The sequence below is a fragment of the Pseudomonas sp. LG1D9 genome, assembly GCF_002949995.1.
Classification (GTDB): Bacteria; Pseudomonadota; Gammaproteobacteria; order Pseudomonadales; family Pseudomonadaceae; genus Aquipseudomonas; species Aquipseudomonas proteolytica.
Genome location: NZ_CP026881.1, coordinates 4,521,131 through 4,535,248, shown reverse-complemented (window position 1 = coordinate 4,535,248; position 14,118 = coordinate 4,521,131). Strand labels below are relative to the sequence as shown.

The following is a 14,118-nucleotide window of genomic DNA, read 5'->3' as shown; positions in this document are numbered from 1 at the left end:
ATGCGGCGTTCCGACAAGCCCGCTCGCCACGGGGGGCGTCAGTTTCTGAAAGTTGTGTAGATACTTATGCTGCGATTGGCCCTATCAGACAGCCCGAGGCGCCCTGACCAACCGCAACCCGGCAATCACCAACGCAAACACCGCAAAATTGGTGTTGTACAACGCCAATGCCGGGATTCCGAACGCCAGCCCCAACACCGCCAACCCCCAGCCCGCACGGCCTGGCAGCAAGAACGCCAGAATAGACGTGACCAACGCGGCCCAACCCAGCACCCGAAAGTGAATCATCAACCCAAGATTGGCGCGCAACTGGCACTCCCAGCGGCTGGCGTCGTCAGCGCAGATGCCCACCCACTGCCCGTCTTCCATAAACCCGTAACGGGCGCCATAACTGGCGGCCAACCATAACGGCAAGGCCAACAGCAGTAGGATCAGCGGCAAACGAGGGGACATAAGGGCACTCCGATAGGCGAAAACGGCGCCCAGCTTAATCTCCCAGGGGCCATTGGCAAGGGTTGCACGCAGATAACTATTCATCAAAGCGTGCCAAAGTGTATCGTCTGGCTACTATTACCCCGATTCCTACGTTTTTTTCCGATATTTAGTGCCGATGGCTGGCACTTCGGTGACAACGCGGTGGTCATAGCCTGCGAACTTCATTCAGCACGTTTTCCTCTTAGGGATTTAGTCATGCTCCGTTCCTTGCGCTGTGCTGCCCTGTTGGGCGGCCTTTTTTTGAGTGCGTCAGCACTGGCGGTCGATATCGACCCGGCCAGCTATGGCTACCCTTTGACCAACCCGTTCGAAGCGACCATCGCCACAACGCCACCGGATCTGCGGCCGGACTTGCCATCCATCGATGACATCAACCAGTCCGACTACACCCTGACCATGCGCCCGGAGCGTGAATTCAGCCTGCCCGACAACTTCTGGGCGGTGAAGAAACTCACCTACCGCATTGCCAAGCAAGACCGTGCGGCACCGCTGATCTTCTTGATCGCCGGCACCGGTGCGCGCTTTGACAGCAGCCTGAATGAATACCTGAAAAAGCTCTACTACAAGGCCGGCTACCACGTCGTCCAATTGTCGTCGCCTACCAGCTTTGACTTCATCAGCGCCGCCTCGCGCTTTGCCACCCCCGGCATCACCCAGGAAGACGCCGAGGACATGTACCGCGTGATGCAGGCCGTACGTGCGCAAAACGCCACGTTGCCAGTCACCGACTTCTACCTCACCGGCTACAGCCTGGGCGCGCTGGACGCGGCGTTCGTCAGCAAGCTGGACGAAACGCGGCGCAGCTTCAACTTCAAGAAGGTGTTGCTGCTCAACCCGCCAGTCAACCTCTATACCTCCATCACCAACCTCGACAAACTGGTGCAGACCGAGGTCAAGGGCATCAACAACAGCACCACCTTCTATGAACTGGTGCTGAACAAGCTGACCCGTTACTTCCAGCAAAAAGGCTACATCGACCTCAACGACGCCCTGCTCTACGACTTCCAGAACTCCAAGGAGCACCTGACCAACGAGCAGATGGCGATGCTGATCGGCACCTCGTTCCGCTTCTCGGCGGCCGATATCGCCTTCACCTCGGACCTGATCAACCGCCGTGGCCTGATTATCCCGCCCAAGTACCCGATCACCGAAAGCACCAGCCTCACGCCGTTCCTCAAGCGTGCCCTGCAATGTGATTTCGACTGCTACCTCACCGAACAAGTGATCCCGATGTGGCGTGCCCGCTCCGACGGCGGCAGCCTGCTGCAATTGGTCGACCAGGTCAGCCTGTATGCCCTTGAGGACTATCTGCGCGACAGCCCGAAAATTGCCGTGATGCACAACGCCGACGACGTGATCCTCGGCCCTGGCGACCTGGGCTTTTTGCGCAAGACCTTCGGCGATCGCCTGACCGTCTACCCACTGGGCGGCCATTGCGGCAACCTCAATTACCGCGTCAACGCCGACGCTATGCTGGAGTTCTTCCGTGGCTAAACATCTCCTGCTTCTCGCGGCCTTACTCTGTGCAGGCGTTGCCAACGCGGACAACAGCAAGGCTCACGCACCGACCGTGGTCGACCAGGATGGCTTCAAAGAGCCCTTGAGCAAACTCAAGTTCAACCCTGGCCTGGACCAGCGCGAATTCGAGCGTTCGACCCTCAACGCCCTCAACGTCTATGACCCGCTGGAGTCGTGGAACCGCCGGGTGTACCACTTCAATTATCGCTTCGACCAATGGGTATTCTTGCCGGTGGTCGATGGCTATCGCTACGTCACCCCAAGTTTCCTGCGTACCGGCGTCAGCAACTTCTTCAACAACCTGGGCGACGTGCCCAACCTGATGAACAGCCTGCTGCAGCTCAAGGGCCACCGCTCCCTGGAAACCACCGGCCGCCTGCTGGTCAACACCACCCTCGGCATCGCCGGCCTGTGGGACCCGGCCACCGCCATGGGCCTGCCCCGCCAAAGCGAAGACTTCGGCCAGACCCTGGGCTTCTACGGCGTACCCGGCGGCGCCTACCTGATCCTGCCGATCCTCGGCCCGTCGAACCTGCGCGACACCGGCGGCCTGTTGGTGGACTACACCGCCGAATCCCAGATCAACTACCTCAACGTCGCCGAAGTCAGCTCCAACCACCCGGAAATCTGGGCGTTGCGCGCGGTAGACAAGCGCTACCAGACGAGCTTTCGCTACGGCCAGATGAACTCGCCGTTCGAGTATGAAAAGGTGCGGTACGTGTACAGCGAATCGCGAAAACTACAGATAGCAGAGTGATACTCGACACAAACAAAAGGCCATCGATCGCTTCGATGGCCTTTTTAATGGCTGTAAGCGTCACTCTCCGGCACTGCTCGGAACCGTTTCGTACATGTTTACCACGCACGTTCAAGCACCCACGCTGATACGCCTGACATAAAACAGGCTGACTGCGCTGCCCACCTCGAACTCTCCCGTGGAATTTCAACATGACGATCTCTGTTTCCCCACCCACCACCCAGCCTGTAGCCCTCGGCCCTGTGGCAGTCGAACCCCTGACTTCAACAACGCCTGACCTGCAAGCCCCCAGAGGCGCCCATGGCCGACCTGCCGGGGATACGCGCAGTGCACAACAAATCTTCAAGGACAATCCGATCCTCAAAGATGTCCTGAAACAAAACGGTCCTTTTGCAAATAGTTTCTTCAATCAGCTCAAGAATCAAACCGGCGACTGGAGCCCTGCCAACCGCAACCCTGAATCACGCGCTGATGCCGCCTATAACCTGGCCGAAGTAGTCAATCACATCAATGGCCGCACCGATATCACGCGCCAGGATCCGGCCCAACAGAACGATCAACACATACAAGGTTTCGGTCAGTTCGGCAGTGTTTCAGCAGGGTCGGAAGCACAGAAGCTCAAGGCTTTCAGTGAAAAAGGCTACAGCGCACTGCAATAATCCAACCCCATTGGCCCTCTTCAACAGAGGGCCTTCAGTGCGCTCATTCGCTCACCCCTTCAAGGCACGCCACAGCTTGCTCGCTACCGAGACCACCGCCAGTACCACCGCCCCAGCGATGATCCCTACGATGGCATTGAGCAAAGTCGGCATCAACCAAGTGATGCCGCCAACACTCTGGCTGACGCTCTCAATCCAGTGATGCACTACGGGCACGCCGTGAGTCAGGATGCCACCACCGACCATGAACATCGCCGCAGTACCAATCACCGAGAGGCTTTTCATCATGTACGGCGCGGCCCGCAGAAGCCCGTTGCCGATATCACGTACCAGTTGGCCGGGCTTTTGCGCCATCCACAGCCCCAGGTCATCGAGCTTGACGATGCCGGCCACCAGGCCGTACACGCCGATGGTCATGACCAGGGCGATGCCCGACAACACGATCACTTGCTGCATCAACGGCGCGTCGGCCACGGTGCCCAGGGTGATGGCGATGATTTCGGCGGAGAGGATAAAGTCGGTGCGGATCGCGCCCTTGATCTTGTCCTTCTCGAAGGCCACCAGGTCTGTTGCGGGGTCGGCCACCGCTTCGACTAACTGCGCGTGCTCGGCCTGATCATCCGCCTTGCTGTGCAGGAATTTATGGGCGAGCTTTTCAAAGCCTTCGAAACACAGATAGGCACCGCCGAGCATCAGCAGTGGCGTGACCGCCCACGGTGCGAAGGCGCTGATCAATAGCGCGGTAGGCACCAGGATCAGTTTGTTGATAAACGAGCCCTTGGCAACGGCCCACACCACCGGAATTTCCCGCTCGGCGCGCACGCCAGAGACTTGCTGGGCATTGAGCGCCAGATCGTCACCCAGCACACCGGCGGTTTTCTTGGCAGCCATTTTTGTCATCAGGGCCACATCGTCGAGAACCGCGGCGATGTCATCGATCAAAACCAACAAGCTGCTTCCTGCCATGAATCGGACGTCCTTAATGTGGGATATTTCGCAGCATAGCGTGGTACAAAGCGTCGCGGGCAGATTCTTGAGGCGCGCGGATCGCCGGTGCTACCATGCGCAACCGCCTGTCCTGGCAAGGAATGATCTGGTCTATGAGCACCATTCGCGAGCGCAACAAAGAACTGATCCTGCGGGCTGCCAGCGAGGAGTTTGCCGACAAGGGCTTCGCCGCGACCAAAACCAGTGATATCGCCGCCAAGGCCGGGCTGCCCAAGCCCAACGTCTATTACTACTTCAAGTCCAAGGACAACCTCTACCGCGAGGTGCTCGAAAGCATCATCGAGCCGATCCTGGCCGCCTCCACCCCCTTCAACCCGGACGGCGACCCCAAGCAGGTATTGAGCGGCTATATCCGTTCAAAAATCAGCATCTCCCGCGACCTGCCGTTTGCCTCGAAAGTGTTCGCCAGCGAAATCATGCACGGCGCCCCCCACCTGAGCCCCGAGCAGGTGCAGCAGCTCAACGCCCAGGCCAAGCACAATATCGATTGCATCCAGAGCTGGGTCGATCGCGGCCTGATCGCCGCGATTGATCCTCATCACCTGATGTTCAGCATCTGGGCGGCGACCCAGACCTATGCCGACTTCGACTGGCAGATCTCGGCGGTGACCGGCAAGGCCAAGCTCGACGAGGCCGATTATGAAGCGGCGGCGCAGACGATTATTCGGCTGGTGTTGAAGGGGTGCGAGCCGGACTGATGGGCGGTGGTGTGGCTATCGCAGGCAAGCCAGCTCCCACATTTGGATCTGCACCAGACACAGCTTGTATGAACACCGCAAAGCCAATGTGGGAGCGGGCTTGCCCGCGATAGCAATCGCTCAGACACATCCTGCTAAAAGCCTGCTCACCCAACCCAGCTTCCCGAATCTAGCCTCTCAGAACACTTTCTGGAGAGAGGCAATGGAATGCCTGACTTACCTGCATCAAACCGCCTGCGCATCGGGCGCTACAACGAACCCAATCGAATCTATCACCTCACCACCAATACACTGGATCGAACCCCGATATTCGAGGATTTCAGATTAGGTCGATTGGTGGTTCAGCAATTTAGAATCGCTCAAAGCCAAGGACTAGTGACCTCGCTGGCCTGGGTAGTCATGCCTGATCACTTCCATTGGCTGATTTCACTGGATCAAGGCTCTCTGGCCGATTTGATGCGCCAGGTAAAATCCAAAAGCACCCGGGTGGTCAATGCAGTAGCTGGTCGACAGGGACGCCTATGGCAACCCGGCTTTCATGATCATGCTGTGCGTCGGGAAGAAAGCCTCGAGAGTATTGCTCGATACATTGTTGCCAACCCCCTGAGGGCCGGCCTTGTAAAGACGTGCGGCGACTATCCGCTGTGGGATGCAATCTGGTTATGAGCACAGACCGAGTCGCCAGCATCGCAGGCAAGCCAGCTCCCACAATTGATTGCATGGCTCAAACAATGTGCGCAGGGCACCAATCCAGTGTGGGAGCTGGCTTGCCTGCGATGGCTATTGCCCTGTCACTACAACATCAAGCGGACCCCCCCGCATCCGCCAACAACCCCAGCCCCTCAATCGCCGTGATCGCGCACTGCTCATCGATATCCGACGTATCCCCACTGATCCCGATCGCCCCCAGCACCACGCCCGCTGGGTCCCGTATCAACACCCCGCCCGGTGCCGGCACTACACCGCCCTGCCCCAGGCTGTTCAAGGCGGCAATAAACGCCGGCCGCTGTTGGGCATCCAGCGCCAGCAAGCGCGAGCCCTTGCCCAGGGCTATCGCGCCCCAGGCCTTGCCGATGGCGATTTGCGGGCGCAGCAGGCTGGCGCCGTCTTCCCGTTGCAGGGTGATCAGGTGTCCGCCGCTGTCGAGCACCGCGATGGTCAGCGGTGCAGCGGCAATGGTGCGGCCTGCGGTGATGGCCTGGCTGACCAGGTTGACTGCGACTTTCAAGGTTAGAGCGCTCATGGGTGCCGTCCTTATCTTGTTATTGAGAAAGCCTTGGGGCTCTGATTGATCAGAAGCCGGATGCAACAAATAGAACACAATAGATTTATTTTTTGTATACAATATTTCGAAACATACGCACCACACGTCGAAATACTCCCGCTAAAAAGCCTTCCGACGAATGCACAGGCTCTGAGACAAAATGGATTGACCTGCGCCGCTCGCCGTGAATACACTTTGAAGCAACACCACTTGTATACAATTACAAAACGCAAGAGGCACCAAAACCATGAGCAAAATGAGAGCAATCGAAGCCGCTGTCCTGGTGATGCGCCGTGAGGGTGTAGACACCGCCTTCGGTATCCCAGGCGCCGCGATCAACCCGTTGTATTCCGCCCTGCAAAAGGTCGGCGGCATCGATCACGTCCTTGCTCGCCACGTGGAAGGCGCTTCGCACATGGCCGAGGGGTACACCCGCACCAAGGCCGGCAATATCGGCGTGTGCATCGGCACGTCGGGCCCGGCGGGCACCGATATGGTCACCGGCCTGTACAGCGCCTCGGCCGATTCCATCCCGATCCTGTGCATCACCGGGCAAGCACCTCGCGCCCGGATGCACAAGGAAGATTTCCAGGCCGTGGATATCACCAGCATCGTCAAGCCCGTGACCAAGTGGGCAACCACCGTGCTAGAGCCTGGCCAGGTGCCGTATGCGTTCCAGAAAGCTTTCTATGAAATGCGCTCCGGCCGCCCCGGCCCGGTGCTGATCGACTTGCCATTCGACGTACAGATGGCTGAGATCGAGTTTGATATCGACGCCTACCAGCCACTGCCATTGGCCAAGCCACTGGCCACGCGCATCCAGGTCGAAAAAGCCCTGGCCATGCTCGATCAGGCCGAGCGCCCGCTGCTGGTCAGCGGTGGCGGCGTGATCAATGCCGACGCCAGCGAACTGCTGGTGGAATTCGCCGAACTGACGGGTATCCCGGTGATCCCGACCCTGATGGGCTGGGGCACCATCCCCGACGACCACCCGCTGATGGTGGGCATGGTCGGCCTGCAAACCTCGCACCGCTACGGCAACGCGACGATGCTCAAGTCGGACGTGGTGCTGGGCGTCGGCAACCGCTGGGCCAACCGCCACACCGGTTCGGTGGAGGTGTACACCGAGGGGCGCAAGTTCATTCACGTTGACATCGAGCCGACGCAAATCGGCCGCGTATTCACCCCGGACCTGGGCATCGTGTCCGACGCCGGCGCCGCGCTGACCCTGTTTATTGAAGTGGCCCGCGAGTGGAAAGCCGCCGGCAAGCTCAAGGACCGCAGCGCCTGGCTGCATGATTGCCAGCAGCGCAAAGCCACCCTGCACCGCAAGACGCACTTCGACAACGTACCGGTCAAGCCGCAACGGGTGTACGAAGAGATGAACCAGGTGTTCGGTAAAGATACCTGCTACGTCAGCACCATCGGCCTGTCGCAGATTGCCGGCGCGCAGTTCCTGCACGTCTACAAGCCACGCCACTGGATCAACTGCGGCCAGGCCGGCCCGCTGGGCTGGACCATTCCTGCTGCGCTGGGCGTGGTCAAGGCCGACCCGAGTCGCAAGGTGGTGGCACTGTCGGGCGACTATGACTTCCAGTTCATGATCGAAGAGCTGGCCGTGGGCGCGCAGTTCAAGCTGCCGTACATCCACGTGGTGGTGAACAACTCGTACCTGGGGCTGATCCGCCAGGCCCAGCGCGGTTTTGAAATGGACTACTGCGTGCAGTTGTCTTTCGACAACCTCAACGCCCCGGAACTCAACGGTTATGGCGTCGACCACGTCGCCGTCGCCGAAGGCCTGGGGTGCAAGGCCCTGCGTGTATTCGAGCCGGGCCAGATCCAGCCCGCGCTGCGCAAGGCCCAGGCAATGATCGAAGAGTTCAAGGTGCCGGTGATTGTCGAGATCATTCTGGAGCGCGTGACCAATATTTCCATGGGCACCGAGATCAACGCCGTCAACGAATTCGAAGATCTGGCATTGGTGGGCAACGACGCACCGACTGCCATTTCAATGCTCGATTAAGGAGAACACCATGCCGCGTTTTGCCGCCAACCTGTCCATGCTGTTTACCGAGCAGGACTTTCTCGCCCGCTTCAAAGCCGCCGCCGACGCCGGTTTCAGTGGGGTGGAATACCTGTTCCCCTACGAGTTCAGCTCTGCCGAAATCAAGGCGCAACTCGACGCCCACGGCCTGACCCAAGTGCTGTTCAACCTGCCGGCCGGCGACTGGGCCAGCGGCGAGCGCGGCCTGGCCTGCCACCCTGAGCGGGTCGAGGAATTCCGCGCGGGGGTCAACCTGGCCATCGCCTATGCCCAGGTGCTGGGCAATACCCAGATCAACTGCCTGGCGGGGATTCGCCCTGCCGGCGTGGATGACGCCACCCTGGAAAAAACCTTTGTCGCCAACCTCAAATACGCCGCCGACAAGCTGCAAGCGGTGGGCATCAAGCTGGTGATGGAAGCGATCAACACCCGCGACATTCCCGGTTTCTACCTGAACAACACGGCCCAGGCCCTGGCGATCCGCGAACAAGTGGGCAGCGCCAACCTGTTCCTGCAATACGACATCTATCACATGCAAATCATGGAAGGCGACCTGGCCCGCACCATGGCCACTCACCTGGATCAGATCAACCATATCCAGTTGGCCGACAACCCAGGGCGCAACGAGCCGGGCACCGGTGAGATCAACTACCGCTTCCTGTTCGAGCATCTGGAGCGGATTGGGTATCAGGGCTGGGTGGGCTGCGAGTACAAGCCGTTGACCACGACCGAAGCCGGCCTTGGCTGGCTCAAGACCCATAACGCGATCTGACCGACACCATAAAAACCTGTAGGAGCTGGCTTGCCTGCGATGCAGACACCTCGGTGTATCAGGCATACCCAGGTGAAGCCATCGCAGGCAAGCCAGCTCCCACAGGGGGCAGTGCAAAACCTGCATAACGAATAAAAAGAGGATTTGATCATGGCTAAAATCGGCTTTATCGGCACCGGCATCATGGGCCAACCCATGGCCGCGAACCTGCAGAAAGCAGGTCATCAACTGTTCCTGTCCGAGCACCATGGCAAAGCACCCGCCGAGCTGATCGCCGCCGGTGCCGTGGCCCTGGCCAACCCGCAGCAAGTGGCCCAGGAAGCAGAGTTCATCATCGTCATGGTGCCCGACACCCCTCAGGTCGATGACGTGTTGTTCCGCGCCGATGGTGTAGCGGCCGGCCTGTCGCCGAACAAAGTGGTGATCGACATGAGTTCGATCTCGCCCACCGCCACCAAGGCTTTTGCCGCGAAGATCAACGCCACTGGCGCGCAGTACCTCGACGCCCCGGTATCGGGTGGTGAAGTCGGCGCCAAGGCCGGGACCCTGAGCATCATGGTCGGCGGCGAGCCGCAGACCTTCGAGCGCGCCCTGTCGCTGTTCCAGAGCATGGGCAAGAACATCACCCTGGTGGGTGGCAATGGCGATGGCCAGACCGCCAAGGTGGCGAACCAGATCATCGTCGCCCTGAACATCCAGGCCGTGGCTGAAGCGCTGCTATTTGCTTCGAAGAACGGCGCAGATCCGGCCAAGGTGCGCGAAGCGCTGATGGGTGGCTTCGCCTCGTCGAAGATCCTCGAAGTGCATGGCGAGCGCATGATCAAAGGCACCTTCGACCCGGGCTTCCGTATAAACCTGCACCAGAAGGACTTGAACCTGGCCCTGGCCGGCGCCAAGGAGCTGGGAATCAACCTGCCCAACACCGCCGGCACCCAACAAGTGTTCAGCACCTGCACCGCGATTGGCGGCGGCAACTGGGACCATTCAGCGCTGATCAAGGGCCTGGAGCATATGGCGAACTTCTCGATTCGCGATAAGTAACCCCGCCTTTTGAAAGGCAATACCTTGTGGGAGCTGGCTTGCCTGCGATAGCGGTCTTTGAGTGACAGATTAATCGCCCCGCGCACCGCCATCGCAGGCAAGCCAGCTCCCACATTTTGATTGCGCTTCAAGCTTCAAATCCAATAACAAAAATCCGGGAGCCCGCTTATGTCGGTCGATCCGCAACACCTGCTTCGCGAGCTGTTTGCCACAGCCATCGACGCTGCCCACCCCCGGCAAGTCCTCGAACCTTACCTACCCGCTGACCGCAGCGGCCGCGTGATCGTGATCGGCGCGGGCAAAGCTGCGGCCGCCATGGCCCTGGTGGTGGAAAACAGCTGGCAAGGCCAAGTCTCAGGCCTGGTGGTCACCCGCTACGGCCACGGCGCGCCCTGCCAGAAAATCGAAGTGGTCGAAGCCGCGCACCCAGTGCCCGATGCTGCTGGCCAGGCCGTGGCCAAGCGCGTGCTGGAGCTGATCAGCAACCTGAACGAAGACGACCGCGTGATCTTCCTCTTGTCCGGTGGCGGCTCCGCCCTGCTGGCCTTGCCCGCAGCGGGGATTACCCTGGCCGACAAGCAAGCGATCAACAAGGCCCTGCTCAAATCCGGCGCCACCATCGGCGAGATGAATTGCGTGCGCAAGCACCTCTCGGCGATCAAGGGCGGGCGATTGGCCAAGGCGTCCTGGCCCGCCAGCGTCTACACCTACGCGATTTCCGACGTACCGGGCGATCAAGCCACAGTGATTGCCTCCGGCCCGACCGTGGGCGACCCGAGCACCTCGCAACAAGCGCTGGCGATCCTCAAGCGTTACCAGATCGACATCCCGGCCTCGGTGCGCAGTTGGTTGCAAAGCCCTGAGTCGGAGACCGTCAAACCCGGCGATCCGTGTCTTGCGCGCAGCCATTTCCAACTGATTGCACGGCCGCAGCAGTCTTTGGAAGCAGTGGCGGTAAAAGTGCGCCAGGCCGGTTTCAGCCCGCTGATCCTCGGCGACCTGGAAGGCGAAGCCCGGGACGTGGCCAAGGTCCACGCCGGCATCACCCGGCAGATCATCCAGCACGGCCAGCCACTGGCAGCGCCCTGCGTGATCCTGTCCGGCGGCGAGACCACCGTGACCGTGCGCGGCAATGGCCGTGGCGGACGCAACGCCGAGTTCCTGCTAAGCCTGACCGACAGCCTCAAGGGCCTGCCCGGCGTGTACGCCCTGGCCGGCGACACCGACGGCATCGACGGTTCCGAAGACAACGCCGGGGCGATCATGACCCCCACCAGTTACGCCCGCGCCGAGGCCTTGGGCCTGTCGGCCAGCGATGAGCTGGACAACAACAATGGCTACGGCTATTTCGCGGCACTCGACGCGTTGATCGTCACCGAGCCGACCCGTACCAACGTCAACGACTTCCGCGCCATTCTGATACTTGAGAGTCCTGAACATGACGCCTGACAAGAAGGTCAAAATCCTCGCCACCCTGGGGCCGGCCACCGACGGCATCGATGACATCCGCGAGCTGGTGCAAGCCGGGGTGAATATCTTCCGCCTGAACTTCAGCCATGGCGATCACGCCGACCATGCCCAGCGCTACCAGTGGATCCGCCAGGTCGAGCGCCAACTCAACTACCCGCTGGGGATCCTGATGGACCTGCAGGGGCCGAAACTGCGCGTCGGGCGTTTTGCCGAGGGCAAGGTGCAACTGGTGCGTGGCCAGGCCTTGCGCCTGGACCTTGACCCCACGCCGGGCGACCAGCGCCGGGTCAACCTGCCCCATCCGGAAATCATCAAGGCCCTGGAGCCGGGCATGGACCTGCTGCTGGACGACGGCAAGCTGCGCCTGCGGGTGATTACCAAACATGCCGATGCAATCGACACCACGGTATTGAATGGCGGTGAACTGTCCGACCGTAAAGGGGTGAATGTCCCACAAGCCTTGTTGGAACTCAGCCCACTGACCGCCAAGGATCGCCGCGACCTGAGCTTCGGCCTGGAACTGGGCGTGGACTGGGTGGCGCTGTCGTTTGTGCAGCGTCCCGAAGACATCCGCGAAGCCCGCGAGCTGATCGGCGACAAGGCGTTCTTGATGGCGAAGATCGAGAAGCCCTCGGCGGTGCGCTACCTGCATGAAATCGCCGAGCTGAGCGATGCGATCATGGTCGCCAGAGGGGATCTGGGCGTGGAAGTACCGGCCGAAAGCGTGCCGCAAATCCAAAAAGACATCATCAGCACCTGCCGCCAGTTGGGCAAGCCGGTGGTGGTGGCCACGCAGATGCTCGAATCCATGCGTTTCTCGCCGGCCCCCACCCGCGCCGAAGTCACCGACGTGGCCAATGCCGTCGCCGAGGGCACCGATGCGGTGATGTTGTCGGCCGAAACCGCCTCCGGCGAATACCCATTGGAAGCGGTGCAGATGATGAGCAAGATCATTCGCCAGGTGGAGAACGGCCCGGATTACCAGACCCAGTTGGATGTAAGCCGACCCAAGGCCGAGGCCACGGTGTCCGACGCCATCAGCTGCGCAATCCGCCGGATCAGCAGCATCCTGCCGGTGGCGGTGCTGGTGAACTACAGCGAGTCGGGTAGCTCCAGCCTGCGCGCGGCGCGGGAACGGCCGGCGGTGCCGATCCTCAATCTCACGCCGAACCTGTCCACCGCCCGGCGCCTGAGCGTGGCCTGGGGCGTGCATTCGGTGGTCAATGATCGGTTGCGGCAAGTGGACGAGGTGTGTTCCACGGCGCTGGAAATCGCCCAGGCCCAGGGCATGGCGCAGCGTGGGGATACGTTGTTGATCACCGCGGGGGTGCCCTTTGGGCAGCCGGGGTCGACCAACTCGCTGCGTATCGAGACGTTGATCTAGCGTCTGTTCGGGCCTTATCGCGGGCAAGCCCGCTCCCACATTTGATGGGGTTCGCCAATCAAATGTGGGAGCGGGCTTGCCCGCGATAAGGGCAACTCGGTCTCCCTGACTCCCTCACCATGCCCAACCCAACCTGCCCCGACTGGGCCGAAGCCCTGCTCAACGGCTTCAGCCAGATCTTCCTGCAGCGCCACCCGCTGTGTGGCCTGCTGTGCCTGTTGGCGATCCTCTCCTGCGCCCCGGCCCTGCTTGGCGGTGCGCTGCTGGGCGGGGTCGCCGGCTTGCTCACCGCCCAGCGCCGCGACTATCCCAAGGCCGAGCGCCAGGCCGGGCTCTATAGCTATAACGGTGTGTTGCTGGGTTTGCTGATCAGTCAGCACTTCGCCTGGTCGGCGCTGGTACCGCCGCTGATCCTGGCGTGCGGTGGCCTGAGTGCGATCCTGACCCGGCAATGGGTCAAGCGCATGGTCCATGGCGATGACCTGCCGGCCTATACCGTGCCCTTCGTGGCCATCGGCTGGTTGTTGCTCGGCACGGTCTCACCCGCCGCGCTGCCGGCAACCCCAGCGGACTCCCTCGCCTGGCTCGGCGCCCCACTGGTCGGCCTGGGCCAGATCATACTGTTGGATCAACCACTGGCCGGCTTGCTGATCGCCCTTGGCCTGCTGCTGGCCAGCCCTCGCGCGGCACTCTGGGCAATGCTCGGCGCCAGCAGCGGCGTGGCACTCGGCCTGTTGCTCGACGACCCCACCGGCGCCCTGCTCGGCCTGCACAGCTACAACCCCGCGCTTGCCGCCCTGGCTCTGAGCCAGTACCGGCGCCAACCCTGGCTGCCTTTGCTCGGCATCCTCCTGGCAAGCCTGCTTGCCCCCGGTTTTGCAGGCCTGCACCTGGCACCGCTGACAGCACCGTTTATCCTGGCCTGCTGGCTGGTGCGCGCGACGTTGCGCCTGCGGCACAGGGCCAACATGGACAGCCCGTTCGAATCCCCCTAGGCTTCGCAGACCT

General features: G+C 61.1%; 14 protein-coding genes. 11 read left to right on the top strand and 3 right to left on the bottom strand.

Going from position 1 to position 14,118, the window contains the following annotated elements; genetic code table 11:
• Positions 1-84: 84 nt before the first annotated feature.
• On the bottom strand, positions 85-453 hold the full coding sequence (locus tag C5F71_RS21200; RefSeq protein ID WP_029292649.1) for a hypothetical protein: 369 nt from the start codon (positions 451-453) through the stop codon (positions 85-87).
• A 237-nt stretch (positions 454-690) separates the two neighbouring features.
• Here C5F71_RS21200 and C5F71_RS21195 point away from each other — a divergent pair, with 237 nt between their 5' ends.
• From C5F71_RS21195 to C5F71_RS21185, 3 genes are all read left to right on the top strand, one after another.
• Entirely contained in the window at positions 691-1,989 is a 1,299-nt protein-coding gene (locus C5F71_RS21195; RefSeq protein ID WP_029292647.1) for a serine/threonine protein kinase, read from the top strand.
• Positions 1,982-2,770, top strand: a complete 789-nt coding sequence (locus C5F71_RS21190) for a VacJ family lipoprotein (protein ID WP_070995408.1) — start codon at positions 1,982-1,984, stop codon at positions 2,768-2,770. Before C5F71_RS21195 ends, C5F71_RS21190 begins: the two co-directional genes overlap by 8 nt.
• A gap of 191 nt (positions 2,771-2,961) precedes the next feature.
• Entirely contained in the window at positions 2,962-3,429 is a 468-nt protein-coding gene (locus C5F71_RS21185; RefSeq protein ID WP_104911874.1) for a hypothetical protein, read from the top strand.
• A gap of 51 nt (positions 3,430-3,480) precedes the next feature.
• Here C5F71_RS21185 and C5F71_RS21180 read toward each other — a convergent pair whose 3' ends face one another.
• Positions 3,481-4,395: a DUF808 domain-containing protein gene (locus C5F71_RS21180; RefSeq protein ID WP_104911873.1), complete on the bottom strand. Its 915-nt coding sequence runs from the start codon at positions 4,393-4,395 to the stop codon at positions 3,481-3,483.
• 134 nt (positions 4,396-4,529) lie between these two features.
• Here C5F71_RS21180 and C5F71_RS21175 point away from each other — a divergent pair, with 134 nt between their 5' ends.
• Together C5F71_RS21175 and C5F71_RS21170 are read left to right on the top strand one after the other, a co-directional pair.
• Positions 4,530-5,135 (top strand): TetR/AcrR family transcriptional regulator, encoded by a 606-nt coding sequence (locus C5F71_RS21175; RefSeq protein WP_029292641.1) that lies wholly within the window; start codon positions 4,530-4,532, stop codon positions 5,133-5,135.
• 207 nt (positions 5,136-5,342) lie between these two features.
• The gene (locus tag C5F71_RS21170) at positions 5,343-5,801 is read left to right on the top strand and encodes a transposase (protein WP_071610039.1); all 459 of its coding nucleotides are present in this window, start codon (positions 5,343-5,345) and stop codon (positions 5,799-5,801) included.
• Positions 5,802-5,937: 136 nt separating this feature from the next.
• Here C5F71_RS21170 and C5F71_RS21165 read toward each other — a convergent pair whose 3' ends face one another.
• Complete coding sequence (locus C5F71_RS21165; protein ID WP_104911872.1) at positions 5,938-6,378, bottom strand: heme-binding protein; 441 nt, start codon at positions 6,376-6,378, stop codon at positions 5,938-5,940.
• A 268-nt stretch (positions 6,379-6,646) separates the two neighbouring features.
• On the opposite strand from C5F71_RS21165, the gene gcl reads away from it, so the two are divergent.
• The 6 genes from gcl to C5F71_RS21135 all read left to right on the top strand — a co-directional run bounded on the left by gcl (position 6,647) and on the right by C5F71_RS21135 (position 14,105).
• Complete coding sequence (gene gcl / locus C5F71_RS21160; RefSeq protein ID WP_104911871.1) at positions 6,647-8,422, top strand: glyoxylate carboligase; 1,776 nt, start codon at positions 6,647-6,649, stop codon at positions 8,420-8,422.
• Positions 8,423-8,432: 10 nt separating this feature from the next.
• The gene (gene hyi, locus C5F71_RS21155; protein ID WP_070995409.1) at positions 8,433-9,215 is read left to right on the top strand and encodes a hydroxypyruvate isomerase; all 783 of its coding nucleotides are present in this window, start codon (positions 8,433-8,435) and stop codon (positions 9,213-9,215) included.
• 150 nt (positions 9,216-9,365) lie between these two features.
• Positions 9,366-10,256 carry a 2-hydroxy-3-oxopropionate reductase gene (locus tag C5F71_RS21150; protein WP_029292631.1) on the top strand — a complete coding sequence of 297 codons (891 nt, stop codon included), beginning with the start codon at positions 9,366-9,368 and terminating at the stop codon, positions 10,254-10,256.
• Between the two features lie 168 nt (positions 10,257-10,424).
• A complete protein-coding gene (locus C5F71_RS21145) occupies positions 10,425-11,705 on the top strand; it encodes a glycerate kinase (protein WP_104911870.1) in 1,281 nt (426 codons plus the stop codon).
• Entirely contained in the window at positions 11,695-13,110 is a 1,416-nt protein-coding gene (pyk, locus tag C5F71_RS21140) for a pyruvate kinase (protein WP_104911869.1), read from the top strand. The genes C5F71_RS21145 and pyk overlap by 11 nt, the downstream gene beginning before the upstream one ends.
• Before the next feature lie 119 nt (positions 13,111-13,229).
• Positions 13,230-14,105, top strand: a complete 876-nt coding sequence (locus tag C5F71_RS21135) for an urea transporter (RefSeq protein WP_104911868.1) — start codon at positions 13,230-13,232, stop codon at positions 14,103-14,105.
• Positions 14,106-14,118 lie beyond the last annotated feature (13 nt).